15 protein-coding genes are annotated in these 17,570 nt (G+C 71.3%); 7 read left to right on the forward strand and 8 right to left on the reverse strand.

The genetic code is table 11. From position 1 onward, the window contains the following. Positions 1-6 precede the first annotated feature (6 nt). A complete protein-coding gene (locus OF819_RS17300) occupies positions 7-1,416 on the reverse strand; it encodes a cation:dicarboxylate symporter family transporter (protein WP_267244543.1) in 1,410 nt (469 codons plus the stop codon). A gap of 137 nt (positions 1,417-1,553) precedes the next feature. On the opposite strand from OF819_RS17300, the gene OF819_RS17305 reads away from it, so the two are divergent. Further along, complete coding sequence (locus OF819_RS17305; protein ID WP_267244456.1) at positions 1,554-3,863, forward strand: ATP-binding protein; 2,310 nt, start codon at positions 1,554-1,556, stop codon at positions 3,861-3,863. Continuing rightward, on the forward strand, positions 3,860-4,552 hold the full coding sequence (locus OF819_RS17310) for a response regulator (protein WP_267244457.1): 693 nt from the start codon (positions 3,860-3,862) through the stop codon (positions 4,550-4,552). Before OF819_RS17305 ends, OF819_RS17310 begins: the two co-directional genes overlap by 4 nt. 15 nt (positions 4,553-4,567) lie before the next feature. Here the strand turns inward: OF819_RS17310 and OF819_RS17315 are convergent, their stop codons facing one another. After that, positions 4,568-5,185, reverse strand: a complete 618-nt coding sequence (locus OF819_RS17315) for an SDR family oxidoreductase (RefSeq protein ID WP_416370562.1) — start codon at positions 5,183-5,185, stop codon at positions 4,568-4,570. Between the two features lie 135 nt (positions 5,186-5,320). Between OF819_RS17315 and OF819_RS17320 the strand changes: the two genes are divergently transcribed. After that, entirely contained in the window at positions 5,321-5,932 is a 612-nt protein-coding gene (locus tag OF819_RS17320; RefSeq protein ID WP_267244544.1) for a helix-turn-helix domain-containing protein, read from the forward strand. 36 nt (positions 5,933-5,968) lie between these two features. On the opposite strand, the gene OF819_RS17325 is transcribed toward OF819_RS17320, so the two are convergent. Next, positions 5,969-6,994, reverse strand: a complete 1,026-nt coding sequence (locus tag OF819_RS17325) for an ATP-dependent 6-phosphofructokinase (protein ID WP_267244458.1) — start codon at positions 6,992-6,994, stop codon at positions 5,969-5,971. Positions 6,995-7,197: 203 nt separating this feature from the next. Here OF819_RS17325 and pta point away from each other — a divergent pair, with 203 nt between their 5' ends. The 3 genes from pta to pyk all read left to right on the forward strand — a co-directional run bounded on the left by pta (position 7,198) and on the right by pyk (position 12,098). Beyond that, complete coding sequence (pta, locus tag OF819_RS17330; protein ID WP_267244459.1) at positions 7,198-9,333, forward strand: phosphate acetyltransferase; 2,136 nt, start codon at positions 7,198-7,200, stop codon at positions 9,331-9,333. Between the two features lie 25 nt (positions 9,334-9,358). After that, positions 9,359-10,591, forward strand: a complete 1,233-nt coding sequence (locus tag OF819_RS17335; RefSeq protein ID WP_267244460.1) for an acetate kinase — start codon at positions 9,359-9,361, stop codon at positions 10,589-10,591. A gap of 82 nt (positions 10,592-10,673) precedes the next feature. Then, complete coding sequence (gene pyk, locus OF819_RS17340) at positions 10,674-12,098, forward strand: pyruvate kinase (protein ID WP_267244461.1); 1,425 nt, start codon at positions 10,674-10,676, stop codon at positions 12,096-12,098. Between the two features lie 65 nt (positions 12,099-12,163). On the opposite strand, the gene OF819_RS17345 is transcribed toward pyk, so the two are convergent. Continuing rightward, on the reverse strand, positions 12,164-12,403 hold the full coding sequence (locus tag OF819_RS17345; RefSeq protein ID WP_267244462.1) for a hypothetical protein: 240 nt from the start codon (positions 12,401-12,403) through the stop codon (positions 12,164-12,166). Positions 12,404-12,639: 236 nt separating this feature from the next. Beyond that, positions 12,640-12,879, reverse strand: coding sequence for a GntR family transcriptional regulator (locus OF819_RS17350; protein ID WP_267244463.1), 240 nt, complete (start codon positions 12,877-12,879; stop codon positions 12,640-12,642). A 413-nt stretch (positions 12,880-13,292) separates the two neighbouring features. Between OF819_RS17350 and OF819_RS17355 the strand changes: the two genes are divergently transcribed. Further along, positions 13,293-13,628 carry a hypothetical protein gene (locus tag OF819_RS17355; protein ID WP_267244464.1) on the forward strand — a complete coding sequence of 112 codons (336 nt, stop codon included), beginning with the start codon at positions 13,293-13,295 and terminating at the stop codon, positions 13,626-13,628. An 80-nt stretch (positions 13,629-13,708) separates the two neighbouring features. On the opposite strand, the gene OF819_RS17360 is transcribed toward OF819_RS17355, so the two are convergent. The 3 genes from OF819_RS17360 to OF819_RS17370 form a co-directional block, all read right to left on the reverse strand. After that, positions 13,709-14,569, reverse strand: coding sequence for a geranyl diphosphate 2-C-methyltransferase (locus OF819_RS17360; RefSeq protein ID WP_267244465.1), 861 nt, complete (start codon positions 14,567-14,569; stop codon positions 13,709-13,711). A gap of 82 nt (positions 14,570-14,651) precedes the next feature. Next, positions 14,652-15,881, reverse strand: coding sequence for a family 2 encapsulin nanocompartment cargo protein terpene cyclase (locus OF819_RS17365; protein ID WP_267244466.1), 1,230 nt, complete (start codon positions 15,879-15,881; stop codon positions 14,652-14,654). Between the two features lie 78 nt (positions 15,882-15,959). Further along, positions 15,960-17,387 (reverse strand): family 2B encapsulin nanocompartment shell protein, encoded by a 1,428-nt coding sequence (locus OF819_RS17370; RefSeq protein WP_267244467.1) that lies wholly within the window; start codon positions 17,385-17,387, stop codon positions 15,960-15,962. Positions 17,388-17,570 lie beyond the last annotated feature (183 nt).

Here is a 17,570-nt window from a genome sequence, read left to right on the forward strand (position 1 = left end):
TCCGGTTCAGACCTTCGCGGGCGCGGGCTGCTGCTCCGGCTCCCCGGCCTCCGGGACCCCCGCGGCATCCGCCGCCGGGCCGCCGCGGCCGCCGTGGCCGTCGTGGCCGTCGTGGCCGTCGTCCACCAGCGTCTTCTCGTCGAACGGCACCCGCCCCGCCAGGACATCCGCCGCCCGCTCCTTGTCGATCTCCTTCGTCCAGGTGCCGACGAGCACCGTGGCCACGGCATTGCCCGCGAAGTTCGTCAGCGCCCGCGCCTCGCTCATAAAGCGGTCGATGCCGACGATCAGCCCCACGCCGTCGACCAGTTCGGGCCGGTGCGACTGCAGCCCGCCGGCGAGCGTCGCCAGGCCCGCGCCGGTCACGCCCGCCGCACCCTTGGAGGCGATGACCATGAAGACCAGCAGCGAGATCTGCTCGGACGCGGACAGCGGGTCGCCCATCGCATTGGCGATGAACAGCGAGGCCATCGTCAGATAGATCGCCGTGCCGTCGAGGTTGAAGGAGTAGCCGGTGGGGACGGTGATGCCGACGACCGGCTTGCTCACGCCCATGTGTTCCATCTTCGCGATCAGCCGCGGCAGCGCCGACTCGGACGACGACGTGGACAGGATCAGCAGGAACTCCCGCCCCAGATAGCGCAGCAGCGAGAACAGATTCACCCCGGCGACCAGCCGCAGCAGCGCCCCGAGCACCACGAAGACGAAGACCGCGCAGGTGAGATAGAAGCCGATCATGATGACCGCGAGCGACTTCAGCGCATCGAGACCGGTCTCGCCGACGACCGCCGCGATCGCGCCGAACGCGCCGACCGGCGCCACCCACATGATCATGGCGAGGATACGGAAGACGAGCCGCTGGACATGGCCGATGCCGCGCAGCACGGGCTCGCCCGCCGCTCCCATCGCCTGGAGCGCAAAGCCGGCGAGCAGCGCCACCAGCAGCGTCTGGAGCACCTCGCCCTCGGTGAAGGCGGAGACCAGCGTGGTGGGGATGATGCCGAGGAGGAAGTCCACGGTGCTCTCGCTCGCCCCCGCCGCCTGCTGCTCGCCCGCGGCGCGCGCCGCCTCGGTCACGTGGAGCCCCGCGCCGGGCTCCAGCACATTGCCGACGAGCAGGCCGATGCCGAGCGCGACGGTCGACATCACGAGGAAGTAGCCGAGGGCCAGTCCGCCGACCGCGCCGACCTTCGCCGCCTTCCGCACCGATCCGATGCCCAGCACGATGGTGCAGAAGATGACCGGGGAGATCATCATCTTGATCAGATTGACGAAGCCCTTGCCGATGGGCTTGAGCTCCACGGCCACGCCGGGCGCGGCGAAACCGACCGCGATGCCGAGCAGCACGGCGGCGATGACGGCGATGTAGAGGTAGTGGGTACGGTCCCGTCTGCCCGTTCGCGACGGCGTTGTCACAGCTCCCACGGGGGGCCTCCTGAAGTGATTGCGTGTCCATGTCCCGATGGATCCCCGCGACTATCCATCAGGCTGTGACGCCGGTCACCGTTGCGTTCTTTTCGTTCATACGAAGGCGGACGGGCACACTTGCCCCCATGCGCATACCCCGTCCGCGGAGCCTCGCCGGGCAGCTCTTCGCCATGCAGGCGGTGCTGGTGGCGGTGATCGTCGCGGGCTGCGCGCTCTTCGCGTACCTCACCGACCGCGGCCAGGCCGAGGAGGCGGCACGCCGTCAGGCCACGGCGACCGCGACCGCCGTCGCCCGCTCGCCGTCGGTCGCCGAGGCGGCCCGGCTGACCGATCCCTCCTCCGTGCTCCAGCCGTACGCGGAGAGCGTGCGCCGCGACTCCGGAGTGGACTTTGTGGTGATCATGGCCCCGGACGGGACACGCTGGACGCATCCGGCGACGGGCGAGATCGGCCGTACGTATCTGGGGCACATCGGCCCGGCGCTGCGCGGCGAGGTCTACAGCGAGAGCTACACCGGCACGCTCGGGCGGTCCGTGCGGACGGTGGCCCCGGTGTACGACGCGGAGGGCGGCGGCCGGGTCGCCGGGGTCGTCAGCGCGGGCATCACGGTCCGGGCGATCAGCGAACAGGTGCGGGAGCAGGTCGCCGCGCTGCTGGCGGTCGCGGGCGGGGCGCTGGCGCTCGGCGCGGTGGGCACGTATGTCATCAACGCCCGGCTGCGGCGGCATACGCACGGCATGAACGCGGCCGAGCTGAGCCGGCTGCACGACTACCACGAGGCGGCCCTCCACGCGGTGCGCGAGGGCCTGGTGATGCTCGACGGACAGCGGCGGATCGCCCTGATCAACGACGGCGCGCGGGAGCTGCTGGGGCTCGGCGGGGACGCGGTGGGGCGGCGGGTGGCGGAACTCGGCCTGCCCGCGCCGCTGACCGGCGCGCTGCTGGCGTCCGAGCCCCGGGCGGACGAAGTGCATCTGACGGCGGACCGGGTGGTGGTGGTCTCCACCCGCCCGGTCGTCGGCGGCGAGCGGCGGGGCACCGTGGTCACGCTGCGGGACCACACCGAACTGCAGGCGCTCTCCGGGGAGCTGGACTCCGAACGCGGCTTCTCCCAGGCGCTGCGTTCCCAGGCCCATGAGGCGGCCAACCGGCTGCACACGGTGGTCTCCCTGATCGAGCTGGGACGGGTCGGCGAGGCGGTCGAGTTCGCGACGGCGGAGCTGGAGCTGGCGCAGGTGCTCACCGACCGTGTGGTCGGCGCGGTGGGCGAACCGGTGCTCGCGGCACTGCTGCTGGGCAAGGCGGCGCAGGCGAACGAGCGCGGCGTGGAGCTGGTGCTGGCGGACGACAGCCGGATCGACGACGGAGTGCTGCCCGCGTCCCTCCCGGCGCGCGACCTGGTGACGATCCTCGGCAACCTCATCGACAACGCGGTCGACGCGGCGGCATCCGAACCGCCGGGCCCACGCCCGGAGGACCCTGCCCCGGCCACCGCGGCCGGGGCGGAGGCAGGCATGGCGGCCCGGACCGGGCCACCCACGCCGGACCCCGACGCGAAGACGGCGGGCACGCGGCCAACCGACCCGACTCCGACCGCCGCGGCCCCGACTGCGGCAAGCACCGCGAACCCCGCCGGCACACCCACGCCGGACCCGGACGCGAAGACGGCGGGCACGCGCCAAACCGACCCGACTCCAACCGCCACAGCCCCGACTGCGGCAAGCACCGCGAACCCCGCCGGGATGCCCGCGACGGCGGCCGACCCGAAGACCGCAGGCACGCACCCGACCACCACGGACGCGGCCCACCCGGCCACCGCGGACGCAACCGCGGCAAGCACGGCGAACCCCACCGGAACGCCCACGACGGCGGCCGACGCGAAGGCGGCGGGCACGCGGCCGACCCGTCCGGCCCCGGCCGACGCGGGTCCGGTCGGGGAAGGCCCAACCGCAGCGAGCACCGCGGACCCCGTCGGGACGCCCGCGGCGCACGCCGGCGCGGTGGGAAGCGCAGGTTCGCGTCTTGCAGCCGCATCGGGAGACGGGGCTCAGCTTGCGGACGGCGGCGGATGGCCCGATGGGGCCGTATCGCCGGGCGCGGCGGACGAGGGCGGCGGGCGCCTGCACAGCCTCCCCGCGGCGCCCGCGGCCCGCCGGCGGGCGGTCGTGATCGTGACCGTGCGGGTGGAGGACGACGGGCGGGTGTTGTTGCTGCGCGTCGCGGACAGCGGCACGGGCGTCGATCCGGCGGACGCGGAGGAGGTGTTCCGGCGCGGCTGGTCCACCCACGGCGCGGGCCGCGGGCTGGGGCTCGCGCTGGTGCGGCAGGCCGTTCGCCGCGCCGACGGCACGATCGGGCTCGCCCGTTCCGCGGACGGCGGCGCGGAGTTCACCGTACGGCTCCCCCTCCACGCCCCGGCGGAGGCGTCCGTATGACCGTCTCCCGCCCCATCCATGTGCTGGTCGTCGAGGACGACCCCGTCGCAGCCGACGCGCACGCGCTCTATGTGCGCCGGGTCGACGGCTTCGAGGTCGCCGGGGTGGCGCATTCGCGTGCGGAGGCCGTGCGGGCGCTGGAGCGCACCCGCGTCGATCTGCTGCTCCTCGACCTCTACCTGCCGGACGGGCACGGGCTGCGGCTCGTACGGTCCCTGCGCGCGGCGGGGCATCACGCGGACGTCATCGCCGTCACGTCCGCCCGCGATCTGGCGGTCGTCCGCGAAGGCGTGTCGCTGGGGGTGGTGCAGTACGTGCTGAAGCCCTTCACCTTCGCCGCACTGCGCGACCGGCTCGCCCGGTATGCCGAGTTCCGCGCCGCGGCGGGCGAGGCCAGCGGGCAGGAGGAGGTGGACCGGGCGCTGGCGGCGCTGCGTGCGACACCGCAGAGCACCGGTCTGCCCAAGGGGCTCAGCGGCCCGACCCTGGAGGCGGTGACGCTGACGCTGCGCGACGCGGAGGGCGGGCTGACGGCGGCGGAGGCGGGCGCGGCGGTGGGCATTTCGCGGATCACGGCGCGCCGCTATCTGGAGCATCTGGTGTCCGCCGGGCGTGCCGTGCGCAGTCCGCGGTACGGCCAGATCGGCCGCCCCGAACTGCAGTACCGCTGGCTGCCGTCGAACCGCTGACGACGACGGCGGCGGTCAGGCAAGGCCGCCGTTGGCGTAGAGGATCTGGCCGTTGATCCACCGGGCGGGGCCTGCCAGGAAGGCGACCGTTTCGGCGATGTCCTCCGGGGCGCCCAGCCGCTCAAGCGGGGCCGCGCTGGAGAGGTTGTCTATCGTCGGCTGGTCCTTGCCTTCGAGGAACAGCGGCGTGGCGGTCGGGCCGGGGGCCACGGCGTTGACGGTGATGTCCTTGCCCCGCAGCTCGCGGGCCAGCACCAGGGTCATCGCCTCGACCGCGCCTTTGCTCGCCGCGTAGGCGCCGTAGGCCGGGAACTGCAGCCGGGTGACGGATGTGGAGAAGTTGATGATCGCGCCGCCCCGGCGCACCCGCCGGGCCGCCTGCTGGGAGACCACGAAGGCGCCGCGGACATTGGTGCGGTGCATCCGGTCGAGGTCGTCGAGGTCCAGCGTCGCGATGGGGGCCAGGAGCAGGATGCCCGCGGTGTTGACGACGACGTCGACTCCTCCGAACTCCAACACCAATCCGATATCAGCGATACCGAGCGCGGTTGCGCGCCCGGCCGCGGACGCCCGCGCCGCCGAACCGGCAGGTAATCCCATTGCCGGGAGGCACCAGACGATCACCTGGGATATTCCTACGACATGTGGCCTTGGGGGAACGGACCGTAGTCGCGCGCGCCCTTCCGCCCCTACGTTGTCCGGGTGCAGCACCACCCTTCGCCCCCGTTCAACGCCTCCGCAGCGCGCCGACTGCGCGAAGCGCTCGGCATGCACCCCGGCCATGTCGCCTACGGCCTCCACGCCCAGTACGGACTCCAGATCAGCCCGGAGACGGTCGCCGCGTGGGAGCGCGGTGCGGCCGCACCCCGGCCGCATGAACTGTCCGCGCTCGCGGGGGTGCTGTGGTGCTCACCGGGCGAACTGCTCGCGCAGGCCACGACCCTGCGCGAGCACCGCATGTCCCACGGGCTGGCCCCCGGCGAACTGGCGCGGCGCGTCGGCGTGGACGCCTCCGCCTATCTGAAGATGGAGGAGTCGGGGCGCTGGCGCGGCAACGCGCGGCAGACCGCCGCCCTGGCGGACGTCCTCCGGCTCGGCCCGCGCGAGCTGCTGACCGTCACGGGCCGGGACGAGGACCTGGCGAACCTGCTGCGCGACGCGGTGGCCGCGCGCTGGCAGCCGTATGTGCGGCCGGTGGGCAAACTGCTGCCGCTCGACAAGGATCTGCTGGAGGGCGTGCTGGAGCGGCTGCACTCCGACTACCAGTCGCGGATGGTGGCGACGCTCAGCTGGGGCGACACGACGCATGACACGGCGGAGCCGGGCCGGGACTTTCTGGACCGGATCGTGGACCACTTCTGGGAACTGGCGGAGGGATAACCCGCGCCTCCCCGAACCTGGGGGCGGAGCCCCCCGTCAGAAAACGGACTCCGCCTCGTCCATCCGGTCCGCCGGCACCGTCTTCAGCTGAGTCACCGCCTCCGCCAGCGGCACCATCACCACCTCCGTACCCCGCAGCGCCGTCATCATCCCGAAGTCTCCGCGGTGCACGGCCTCCACCGCATGCCAGCCGAAGCGGGTGGCGAGCACCCTGTCGTACGCGGTGGGCGTGCCGCCGCGCTGCACATGGCCCAGGATCACCGGGCGCGCCTCCGTGCCGAGCCGCTGCTCCAGCTCGGCGGCCAGCCGGTTGCCGATGCCCTGGAAGCGCTCATGGCCGTACTGGTCGATCTCGCCCTTGCCGTAGTCCATGGAGCCCTCAGCCGGGTGGGCGCCCTCGGCCACGCAGATGACGGCGAACTTCTTGCCGCGGGCGAAGCGCTCCTGGACCATCTTCACCAGGTCGTCGACCTCAAAGTGCCGCTCGGGCAGACAGATGCCGTGCGCGCCGCCCGCCATGCCGGACTCCAGGGCGATCCATCCGGCGTGCCGTCCCATCACCTCCACCACCATGACCCGCTGGTGGGACTCGGCGGTGGTCTTGAGCCGGTCGATGGCCTCCGTCGCGACCGTCACCGCGGTGTCGAAGCCGAAGGTGCGGTCGGTGGAGGAGATGTCGTTGTCGATGGTCTTCGGTACGCCGACGACGGGCATCCCGGCCTCGGACAGCAGCCGGGCCGCGGTGAGCGTGCCTTCGCCGCCGATGGGGATCAGCGCGTCGATGCCGTACTTCCGCGCCAGTTCGCCGGCGTTCTCGGCGGCTTCCGCGAGGCGGCGGCGCTCCAGGCGGGAGGAGCCGAGGATGGTGCCGCCGCGGGCGAGGATGCCGCTGACCTCGTTGAGGTCGAGCTTGCGGTGGTGGCTGTCGAGCAGTCCCTTGAAACCGTCCTCGAAGCCGATGACTTCATCTCCGTGGCCGGTCAGGGCGCGGTGCACGACCGACCGGATCACTGCGTTCAGGCCGGGGCAGTCGCCGCCTGCGGTGAGTACTCCGATGCGCATCGTGCTGTGTCTCCTGCTCGTAGTGGTACATGTGAGCCCAGTGCGATTGTTCCATGTATGACGGGCCGCTCGCGTCCCCAGCTACTCCCCGGCCGCTCGGCCGCCCGAGGCGCGCCCTAGCCAGCCGCAGAGGTATTGTCAAGAGGGCAACGGCGCCCCCAGACGATTTTTTTCGAGAGCATGAACATGACGGGAGAGCACGCGTGACCCGCAGCGTGTACGTGACCGGGATCGACCGAGGGGACGGCCGCCAGGTCGTGGAGCTGGGAGTCATGGAGCTCCTGACCCGCCAGGTGGACCGAGTGGGCGTCTTCCGCCCCCTCGTGCACGACGGCCCCGACCGGCTGTTCGAACTGCTGCGGGCCCGCTACCGGCTCTCCCAGGACGCGTCGACCGTGTACGGGATGGACTACCGCGAGGCCGCCGCGCTCCAGGCCGAGAAGGGCGCCGACGAGCTGGTCTCGCGGCTCGTCGAACGCTTCCACCAGGTGGCGCGCGAGTACGAGGTGGTGCTGGTCCTGGGCACGGACTACGCCGCCACCCAGCTCCCCGACGAGCTGGCGTTCAACGCGCGGCTCGCCAATGAGTTCGGCGCGTCCGTGATCCCGGTCGTCGGCGGCAAGGGGCAGCCCGCCGATCTCGTACGGGCCGAGGCCCGCAACGCCTACCGGGCGTACGAGGCGCTGGGCTGCGACATCCTCGCGCTGGTGGTCAACCGGGCAGCCCCCGAGGACCGCGAGCCGATAGCCGAGCGGCTGACGGCCCGCCTCCCCTCCCCCTGCTATGTGCTGCCCGACGAGCCGGCCCTCGCCGCCCCCACCGTCGCCCAGATCACCCACGCCCTGGGGGGCGTCGTCCTGCTCGGCGACGACTCCGGGCTCGCCCGCGACGCGCTGGACTTTGTCTTCGGCGGCGCGATGCTGCCGACCTTCCTCAACGCCCTGACCCCCGGCTGTATGGTCGTCACCCCCGGGGACCGGGCCGACCTGGTGGTCGGCGCGCTGGCCGCGCACTCCGCGGGCACCCCGCCCATCGCCGGGGTGCTGCTGACCCTCAACGAGCGGCCCAGCAAGGAGATCCTCACCCTCGCCTCCCGGCTCGCGCCCGGCACCCCGGTCATCTCCGTCGCCTCCACCAGCTTCCCCACCGCCGCCGAGCTGTTCGCGCTGGAGGGCAAGCTGAACGCGGCCACCCCGCGCAAGGCGGAGACCGCGCTCGGGTTGTTCGAGCGCCATGTGAACACCGGCGAGCTGCTGGAGCGGCTGGCGGTGGCCCGCAGCGGCCGGGTCACCCCGATGATGTTCGAACACGAGCTGCTGGAGCAGGCCCGCGCCGACCGCCGCCGTGTCGTGCTGCCCGAGGGCACGGAGGAGCGCGTGCTGCGCGCGGCCGACGTCCTGCTGCGCCGCTCCGTGTGCGAGCTGACCCTCCTCGGCGATACGGAGGCGATCCGCAAGAAGGCCGCCGACCTGGGCATCGACCTCTCCGCGGCGCAGCTGATCGATCCGCACACCTCCGAGCTGCGGACGCGGTTCGCCGAGCGGTACGCCGAGCTGCGCGCCCACAAGGGCGTGACCGTGGAGCTGGCCCATGACGTGGTCGCCGATGTGAACTACTTCGGCACGCTGATGGTCCAGGAGGGGCTGGCCGACGGCATGGTGTCGGGCTCGGTGCACTCCACGGCCGCCACCATCCGCCCCTCGTTCGAGATCATCAAGACCAGGGCGGACGCCGCGATCGTGTCGTCCGTCTTCTTTATGTGTCTGGCGGACCGGGTGCTGGTCTACGGCGACTGCGCGGTCAACCCGGACCCGGACGCGGAGCAGCTCGCCGATATCGCGATCCAGTCCGCCGCGACCGCCGCCCGCTTCGGCGTCGAGCCGCGCATCGCCATGCTGTCGTACTCGACGGGCACATCCGGCTCGGGCGCGGATGTCGACAAGGTGCGGGAGGCGACCAAGCTGGTGCGCGCGCGGCGTCCCGATCTGAAGATCGAGGGCCCGATCCAGTACGACGCGGCGGTCGAGCCGTCCGTCGCCGCGACCAAGCTCCCGGACTCGGAGGTGGCCGGGCAGGCCACCGTACTGATCTTCCCGGACCTGAACACCGGGAACAACACCTACAAGGCGGTGCAGCGCTCGGCGGGCGCGGTGGCGGTCGGCCCGGTGCTGCAGGGCCTGCGCAAGCCGGTGAACGACCTGTCGCGCGGTGCGCTGGTCAGCGACATCGTGAACACGGTCGCGATCACGGCGATCCAGTCCCAGCCCGAGCCGCACTCCCAGCCCGAGCCGCACTCCCGGCCCGAGCCGCAGCCCGAACCCCTGCCCCACTCCGCGTAACGCCGCAGCACAGAAGGCATCCGAGATGACCAACCCCACCGCCCCCAGCCGCATCCTCGTCCTCAACTCCGGCTCCTCGTCGGTGAAGTACCAGCTGCTGGACGCCCGCGACGACACCCGGCTGGCCGTCGGCCTCGTCGAACGCATCAGCGAGGAAACGTCCCGTCTGGTGCACACCCCGCTGGCCCGCGAGGGCGCGGAGCGCCGGGAGCGTACCGGCCCGATCGCCGACCACGCCGCCGCCCTGAAGGCGGTGGCGGAGGAGCTGACCCAGGACGGCCTGGGCCTGGACTCCCCCGAGCTGGCGGCGATCGGCCACCGGGTGGTGCACGGCGGACTGCGGTTCACCCAGCCGACCGTGATCACGGACGAGGTGCTGGCGGAGATCGAGCGGCTGGTGCCGGTCGCGCCGCTGCACAATCCGGCGAACATCACCGGCATCCGCACGGCGCGGGCGCTGCGCCCGGATCTGCCGCAGGTGGCGGTGTTCGACACGGCCTTCCATACGACGATGCCGGAGGCGGCGGCCCGGTACGCGATCGATGTGGACACGGCGGACGCGCACCGCATCCGGCGGTACGGCTTCCACGGCACCTCGCACGCCTATGTCTCCCGCCGTACGGCCGAGCTGCTGGGCAAGGACCCGTCCGAGGTGAACGTCATCGTGCTGCACCTGGGCAACGGCGCGTCGGCGTCGGCGGTGCGCGGCGGGGTGTGCGTGGACACCTCGATGGGGCTGACGCCGCTGGAGGGGCTGGTGATGGGGACGCGGTCCGGGGACCTGGACCCGGCCGTGATCTTCCATCTGCACCGGGTCGCCGGCATGTCGGTCGACGGGATCGACGCGCTGCTGAACAAGAAGAGCGGTCTGATCGGGCTGTGCGGCGACAACGACATGCGGGAGATCCGGCGGCGGATCGACGCGGGCGACGAGCGGGCGCGGCTCGCCTTCGACATCTACATCCACCGGCTGAAGAAGTACCTCGGCGCGTACTGCGCGGTGCTCGGCCGGGTGGACGCGGTGGCGTTCACGGCCGGGGTCGGTGAGAACGCGGCGCCGGTGCGGGAAGCTGCGATCGCGGGCCTTGAGGAGCTGGGCATGGCGGTGGACGCCGAGCTCAACGCCGTACGGTCCGATGAGCCGCGGATCATTTCGCCGTCGTACGCGCGCGTGGCGGTCGCCGTGGTCCCGACCGACGAAGAACTGGAAATAGCCCACCAGACTTTCGCCGTCGTCAACACGGCAACCGAAAACTGAACAACTGAGCGACCCTCTGCCCACTTGTATCTTCCACCAGACGGAATATTCCGCCTAGAAACAAACCGATAGGATCCGCCGTATGCGCCGTTCCAAAATCGTCTGCACACTGGGCCCCGCCGTCGACTCCTACGAGCAGCTGAAAGCGCTCATCGAGGCCGGCATGAACGTGGCCCGTTTCAATATGAGCCACGGGACCCACGCTGAGCACGAGGAGCGGTACGTCCGCCTGCGCAAGGCGTGCGAGGACACCGGCCGCGCGGTGGGCGTGCTCGCCGACCTCCAGGGCCCCAAGATCCGTCTGGAGACCTTCGCCGAGGGCCCGGTCGAACTGGTCCGCGGTGATGAGTTCACCATCACCACCGAGGACGTCCCCGGTGACAAGTCCATCTGCGGCACCACATACAAGGGCCTGCCGGGCGATGTCTCCAAGGGCGACCAGGTCCTGATCAACGACGGCAATGTCGAGCTCCGGGTCGTCGAGGTCGAAGGGCCGCGGGTGAAGACCATCGTCGTCGAGGGCGGCGTGATCTCCGACCACAAGGGCATCAACCTGCCCGGTGCGGCGGTCAACGTCCCGGCGCTGTCCGAGAAGGACGTCGAGGACCTGCGCTTCGCCCTGCGCATGGGCTGCGACCTGGTGGCGCTGTCCTTCGTGCGGGACGCCGACGACGTCAAGGACGTCCACAAGGTGATGGACCAGGAGGGCCGCCGGGTCCCGGTCATCGCCAAGGTGGAGAAGCCGCAGGCCGTCGCCAATATGCAGGACGTCGTGATGGCGTTCGACGGTGTGATGGTGGCCCGCGGCGACCTGGCCGTCGAGTATCCGCTCGAGAAGGTCCCGATGGTGCAGAAGCGCCTGATCGAGCTGTGCCGCCGGAACGCCAAGCCGGTGATCGTCGCCACCCAGATGATGGAGTCGATGATCACCAACTCCCGCCCGACCCGCGCGGAGGCCTCCGACGTGGCCAACGCGATCCTGGACGGCGCGGACGCGGTGATGCTCTCCGCGGAGTCCTCGGTCGGCGCGTACCCGATCGAGACGGTCAAGACCATGTCCAAGATCGTCTCCGCCGCCGAGGAGGAGCTGCTCGCCAAGGGCCTCCAGCCCCTGGTCCCCGGCAAGAAGCCCCGCACCCAGGGCGGCTCCGTCGCCCGCGCGGCCTGCGAGATCGCCGACTTCCTCAGCGGCAAGGCCCTGGTCGCCTTCACCAAGTCCGGCGACACGGCCCGCCGCCTGTGCCGCTACCGCGCGGTCCAGCCGATCCTGGCCTTCACCACGGACGCCTCGACCCGCAACCAGCTCACCCTGAGCTGGGGCGTGGAGTCCTTCGTCGTCCCGCACGTCGACAACACGGACGCCATGGTCGACCTGGTCGACGCCGAGCTGCTGAAGCTCCAGCGCTACAACCAGAACGACACCATGATCATCACCGCGGGCTCCCCTCCGGGCATCCCCGGCACCACGAACATGGTCCGCGTCCACCACCTGGGCGGCGGCCGCTAGTTCCGTCCCGCCTTTTGCGGCGTGGGCCGCACCCCGTACGCCACGAGGTGCGGCCCACGCCCGCTTCACGCCTCCTTGAGCCGCCGCGTCAGCCCAAGCCCTTCGGCGAGCGCGCCCTCAAAGCCGGGCTCGCAGCGCGCCAGCACATGCCCCGGATAGGCGGCGATGACCTCCGACATCTCACGCAGATCGTCGTACGGAGCACGCTCCAGCGCCTCCGCCACCTCGGCGTCCATCCGCCCCAGATCCCCGGGGAACCCCAGCCCGGCAGCTAAAGCCGCCCGCACTTCGGCCAGCGTCCGCATGCGCGGGGGCTGATGCCGGTTCGGGTGACAGGTTCGGTAACGCAGCCTGGAGGGTGCTGACGTGCACCCGTGGCCCGCGCTTCCCGGAGCAATCGCGCACCTTCGCTCTGCGACATGCCAAGCCCTCTCGACCCAACTCCGTTGTCACGATTCGCTCCCGGATGAGGTCGGCGATCTGCACCCAGTGGGCCGGGTCGAGTCAAACCCGATCACGTGTAGGGGTCCTGTGCATCCAGCTACTCGGGCCGCTTCGCAACGAAGCTGCCGAGTCCGACCTCGGCCCTGACCAGCCCCTCCGCCTTCAGGTGAGCCAACGCCTTCTGCGCCGTCGAGGCGGCGATGCTGAACTCGGCGGACAGCTCCACCACGGAAGGCACCTTGCCGCCGACAGGGTACGTGCCGTCGGCGATGCGGTCCGCGATAGCCGCGGCCACCTGACGCCAGATCGGACGCGTGCGGTCAAGGCCTTCACTCATGCGGTTGACGCTAGAACTCTGCGATCTACCGCGCGACCGCAGTAGACTGCGGTAGACCACCGTATGGTGGACATGAAGAACCCCGGCGAGGTGGTCAGACCTCCCGGGGCACGGCCGATCTGAACGGAGCAGACCGACATGACCAACGCTACCCGCCGCGTAGCCCGGTGGGCGGTGCAGGCACTTGCCCCGCGTACTGCCAACGCCAGGCGAAGCCTTCCGGAACCGGCGTTCGCCGGGCGCGGGCACCCGGCCTCGACACCGCTCCCCGCGCATCGTTCGCCGTACGGGCTCGACGTACCGCTGAACGGCGAGGCAACGGCCCTGGTCCGCCCCTGCGTACGCGCCCAGGGGCAGCGGCCCCATGCCCTCGTACTCGACGCGCACCTCATCGGTGCACAGGGAGCCGCCCGATGACCGCGAGCAACGCCCCCGCCACCTGTGACGCCTGTGGATCGCAGAGGGCCCCTATGCCCGTGGTGACCACCGACGCCACCGGCCAGGTGGTCCACCAGCGGATCTGCACGGGATGTGCGCGACAGCTGCCCCCGGTGAGCATGTGCGTACGCTGCCAGGCCTTCACCACCGCCCCTGTTCTGGTCTCCGAGGTACACGCGGGCTCCGGCCCCGGCTTCAACGTCTACGCCTGCGCACCATGCGCACCCCTGTGCCCCACACCACCGGATGCCGCAGAGCTGATGGCGGCCGGCTTCCGGGACGGAGCCGAGGAGGAAAGGCCGTCTCGGTAGGCGGGTGAGGCGTACGGCATCCCGGTGGCGCCCCAGAGCATGGGGCGCCACCTTCAGGCCACCTGACGCACTCCCGTCGCTCAGACGCGGTCCGCCGCGATGAGCAGGTAGTGGAAGCTGCCCTCCTTGTACGCGGTGAGGAAGGGGTCCTCGACGCCCGTCGCGAGGGAGGACTTGGCGCGCAGCTCCCAGTAGGGGATCGTCGCGGCCGTGAGGTCGACGACGTTGATGGGGACCATGCCGTTGGCGGCCATCGCCTTGAAGTAGGCGCTGCGCGGGTGGATGTTGCAGGTGTAGTGCTCGTCGATGCGGCTGACCGCCTTGGAGCGGCCGCCGGTGACGTCGTTGTAGCAGCCGGTGATGGTGACATAGCGGCCGCCGTAGGCGAGCTGGCGGGCGTGTTCGGCGAAGAGGTCGAACAGGTCGACGTACATGGTGGACTCGTTGTTCCAGATGGCCTGGAAGGCTCCGGTGGGCAGGCCGGTGTCCAGCATGTTGCGGAAGTGGTAGCGGACCTTGTCGGCGACGCCGCGCTTGGCGGCCTGGTCGTTGGCGAAGTCGACCTGGGTCTGGGAGATGGAGACGCCGTCCACTTCGCAGCCGAAGCGGAGGTTGGCCATGACGCTGGTGCCGCCGCGGCCGCAGCCCGCGTCGAGGAGGCGGTGGCCGGGCTGGACGGGGCCGAGGTGGTCCAGGAGGACGTCCGCCTGGGCGGACTCCAGCCGGTGGAGCTCCTCGATGATGCGGGCGTCGCGGGTGTCCTCGGGGCCTTCGAGGACGGATGGGTCCCAGTCGCCGAGGCCGTAGTGGTGGTGGTAGAGGTCGTCGACCTCGCCGAGGCGGAGGTTGACGGGGTCCTTCTCGTTGTTCCAGTACGTCGCCACCGCACGCTGGTAGTCGGTGCGCAGGACGTGAGCGGAAGTCTCCGGGGTGGTCGTCATCGTGAGGGCTCCTTACAGCTCGTCAGGGCAGGGAAAACACGCGACGCGTACGCATGCGCATCCGATGGATCAGGAGGGAGGGTCAGCCGGCTTCGTCCGCGCCCGCGTAACGTGCGCTGCCGCTGTGCCATTCGCGGTTGCCGCCGAGCCAGGCCCACACTCCGGCGAGGAAACGCCCGAGTGAAGGAGAGCCCGTGAAGCTGAGGGCCGCGGCCTCCGCTTCGAAGGTGCGGACCAGTTCGTTGTGGATGTCGACGCTGCGGTCCACGGCTTCGCGCAGGGAGCAGCGCTCTTCCGCGGCGATCACCTGGGGCAGGTTGTACTCCGGGCCGGAGGCGTCGTGCTCCTTTGCCATGGAGTAGAGGTCGTTGACGAGGGTGCTGGCGGTACCGGCCATCACCACGGCGCGGCGCACCCGGGGATCGTCGTACTCGGCGGCGGTCAGGGGATGGCCGTCCACCACGTCGATCACGGCGAGGCAGGGGACGAAGCTGTTGATCTGGCGGTGCGCCAGATACTCCCAGACCGCGGGCATCCGGTCCTGCGAGCGCCAGGACCCTTCCTGGCCGTAGCCCACGAACAGTACGGCGATCTCCGCGCGCAGGCGGGCGATCTGGGTCCAGTCGGCGTACCGGGCCAAGTGCTCGAAGCCGGAGCGCAGGGCGACGCGTACGGGGTCGGCGCGCAGGCCCTTCTCCAGCGCGGGCATCCGGCCGACAGGGGGGTGGGTCGGGTCCATCGCCGTGTAGGCCAGACCGAGATGGGAGCCGAGCTCCGTGAGCGCGGTTCCGGCAGCGGCCTCGTCATCGCAGTAGTAGTCGTCCGTGGCCCATTCCGCCAGGGCGCACCTGGCCGCCGCCAGCAGCCGGTCCGGGTCGTCGGCGCCGGGGTGGGCGAGCATCACGAGCCGTCCGAAGTCGGCCGCGCGGACGCGGTCGAGCCGCCCGGCGTAGATGCCGACGTCGTCCGCCCACTCGAGCAGCCGTTCGTTGACCTCCGCGGCGAGTTCGGGGTCGTCGCGCAGGGCCGGGGGGCAGTACAGGCCACGTGGGGATGTGCCGGCGGGGGCGGTACGGGGGGCGTCCCCGGTCGGCCGGGCCGGCGGGATGCGGGCGGCGGACGTGCCCAGCCCCGTGGGGCCCGTGGGGACGGTGGCGGCCGCCCTGATGGCCGTCGGCGTGGTCCCGCGTGGCACCCCGCCGCCGGGCAGCCGCGCGGGCGCGGCCCCCGCGTGCCGGGACAGGAGGGTGTGCACCAGATCCGCCACGTCATGGGCGACGGTGGGCGCGGTCATGCGGGACAGCAGTGACACCAGTGTGCTCCGTTCTCGGCGTCAGCGGTGGGTGTCAGCGGCAGCGTCAGCGGTCGGCGTGGTCAGCGGCCTGTGTGGTCAGCGGCCTGTGTGGAAGACCTCGACGTTCTCCAGCACGCCGAGGGCGTCGGGCACCAGCACGGCCGCCGAGTAGTACGTGCTGACCAGGTACGAGATGATGGCCTGCGCGTCTATGCCCATGAAGCGGACGTTGAGGCCGGGCTCGTACTCGTCGGGGATGCCGGTCTGGCGCAGGCCGACCACTCCCCCGTCGTCCTCGCCCATGCGCATCGCGAGGATCGAGGAGGTGCCGTCGCCGGACACCTGGAGCTTGCCGCACGGGAAGATGGGGACCCCGCGCCAGGCGGGCACGCTGCGGCCGTTGACGTCGGCGCTCTCCGGGCTGAGGCCGCGCTTGTTGCACTCGCGGCCTAAGGCGGCGATGGCGCGCGGGTGCGCGAAGAACGCCTTGGTGGAGCGCCGCATGCAGAGCAGCTCGTCCATGTCGTCCGGGGTGGGCGGCCCGGAGCGGGTCGGGATGCGCTGGCCGTAGTCGGCGTTGTGCAGCAGCCCGAACTCGCGGTTGTTGACCATCTCGAACTCCTGGCGCTCGCGCAGCGCCTCGATGGTCAGCCGCAGCTGCTGCTCGATCTGGTCCATCGGCTCGTTGTAGAGGTCCGCGACGCGGCTGTGCACCTTCAGCACGGTCTGGGCGACGCTCAGCTCATACTCACGGGGCTTGAGTTCGTAGTCCACGAAGGTGCCGGGGATCGGCGGCTCCCCGGAGTGCCCGGCGGAGATCGCGATCTCCGCCTCGCCGCGCTTGTTGTGCGGCCGGGCCTCCTCGGCCTGGCGGCGCTCGACATGGGCGCGCAGCCGCTCGCTGCGGGCCGCGACGTCCTCGTACGCCTGACGGGGCAGGACCAGCACGGTGCACGCGGTCGCGGCGCGAGCGGTGAACGTCCACTCGCCGGGCTCGGCCGCGACGGTCTGCCCGCCGAAGAAGCCGCCGTCGGCGAGCGAGCCCAGCCGGGCCTCCTCGCCGTACTTGCCGGTTCCGACGCGCTCCACCTTGCCGTGCGCGATGAGGTAGACGCAGTCGGCGGGCTGCCCTTGCTGCGCGAGCAGCCGGCCGGGCTCGTACTCCCGCTGCTCGCACCGGTCGGCCAGCGCCTGGAGCACCTCGGCGTCGTCGAACCCGCTCAGCAGCGGAAGCTCTCCCAGCTCTGCGGGGATGACCCTGACCTCCGCGCCGTCCTGGACGAACGTCACCCGGCCGTCGCCGACCGTGTACATCAGCCGGCGGTTGACCCGGTAGGCGCCGGCGCTGACCTCCACCCACGGCAGTGTCCGCAGCAGCCAGCGCGAGCTGATGTTCTGCATCTGCGGTACGGACTTGGTGACGGTCGCCAGGTTCCGCGCCGCCGCGACACCGAGACTGAGCTGCGCCCGCCCCGCTGACTGCGCCTGCTGCTCGGGCTGTTCCGGCGTCACTGCGGTGGACATCCAGGGTCCCTTCGATGGAGGCGCTCAAGGCATGGACACGCCCCTGAGCTGCACCGAAACGGCGGCCCTGGGCTGCTCGTCAGTGAAGCAGCGCCTGATGATGTTGGTCGAGAGTGGCGGGATGAGCACGCTGCGATTACGCCAGTTTCGTCAGATCACCCTCTTGTGCCACTCCAGGCTCCA

Origin of the sequence: Streptomyces sp. PR69, from assembly GCF_026420845.1 — a bacterium.
Taxonomy (GTDB): domain Bacteria; phylum Actinomycetota; class Actinomycetes; order Streptomycetales; family Streptomycetaceae; genus Streptomyces.

Excerpts from the sequence above, each read along its gene's own strand:
- OF819_RS17305 (WP_267244456.1), top strand. The coding sequence starts at position 1,554 with ATGCGCATACCCCGTCCGCGGAGCCTCGCCGGGCAGCTCTTCGCCATG.
- OF819_RS17310 (WP_267244457.1), top strand. The coding sequence starts at position 3,860 with ATGACCGTCTCCCGCCCCATCCATGTGCTGGTCGTCGAGGACGACCCC.
- OF819_RS17320 (WP_267244544.1), top strand. The coding sequence starts at position 5,321 with ATGCACCCCGGCCATGTCGCCTACGGCCTCCACGCCCAGTACGGACTC.
- OF819_RS17325 (WP_267244458.1), bottom strand. The coding sequence starts at position 6,994 with ATGCGCATCGGAGTACTCACCGCAGGCGGCGACTGCCCCGGCCTGAAC.
- OF819_RS17335 (WP_267244460.1), top strand. The coding sequence starts at position 9,359 with ATGACCAACCCCACCGCCCCCAGCCGCATCCTCGTCCTCAACTCCGGC.
- pyk (WP_267244461.1), top strand. The coding sequence starts at position 10,674 with ATGCGCCGTTCCAAAATCGTCTGCACACTGGGCCCCGCCGTCGACTCC.
- OF819_RS17345 (WP_267244462.1), bottom strand. The coding sequence starts at position 12,403 with ATGCGGACGCTGGCCGAAGTGCGGGCGGCTTTAGCTGCCGGGCTGGGG.
- OF819_RS17350 (WP_267244463.1), bottom strand. The coding sequence starts at position 12,879 with ATGAGTGAAGGCCTTGACCGCACGCGTCCGATCTGGCGTCAGGTGGCC.
- OF819_RS17355 (WP_267244464.1), top strand. The coding sequence starts at position 13,293 with ATGACCGCGAGCAACGCCCCCGCCACCTGTGACGCCTGTGGATCGCAG.
- OF819_RS17360 (WP_267244465.1), bottom strand. The coding sequence starts at position 14,569 with ATGACGACCACCCCGGAGACTTCCGCTCACGTCCTGCGCACCGACTAC.
- OF819_RS17370 (WP_267244467.1), bottom strand. The coding sequence starts at position 17,387 with ATGTCCACCGCAGTGACGCCGGAACAGCCCGAGCAGCAGGCGCAGTCA.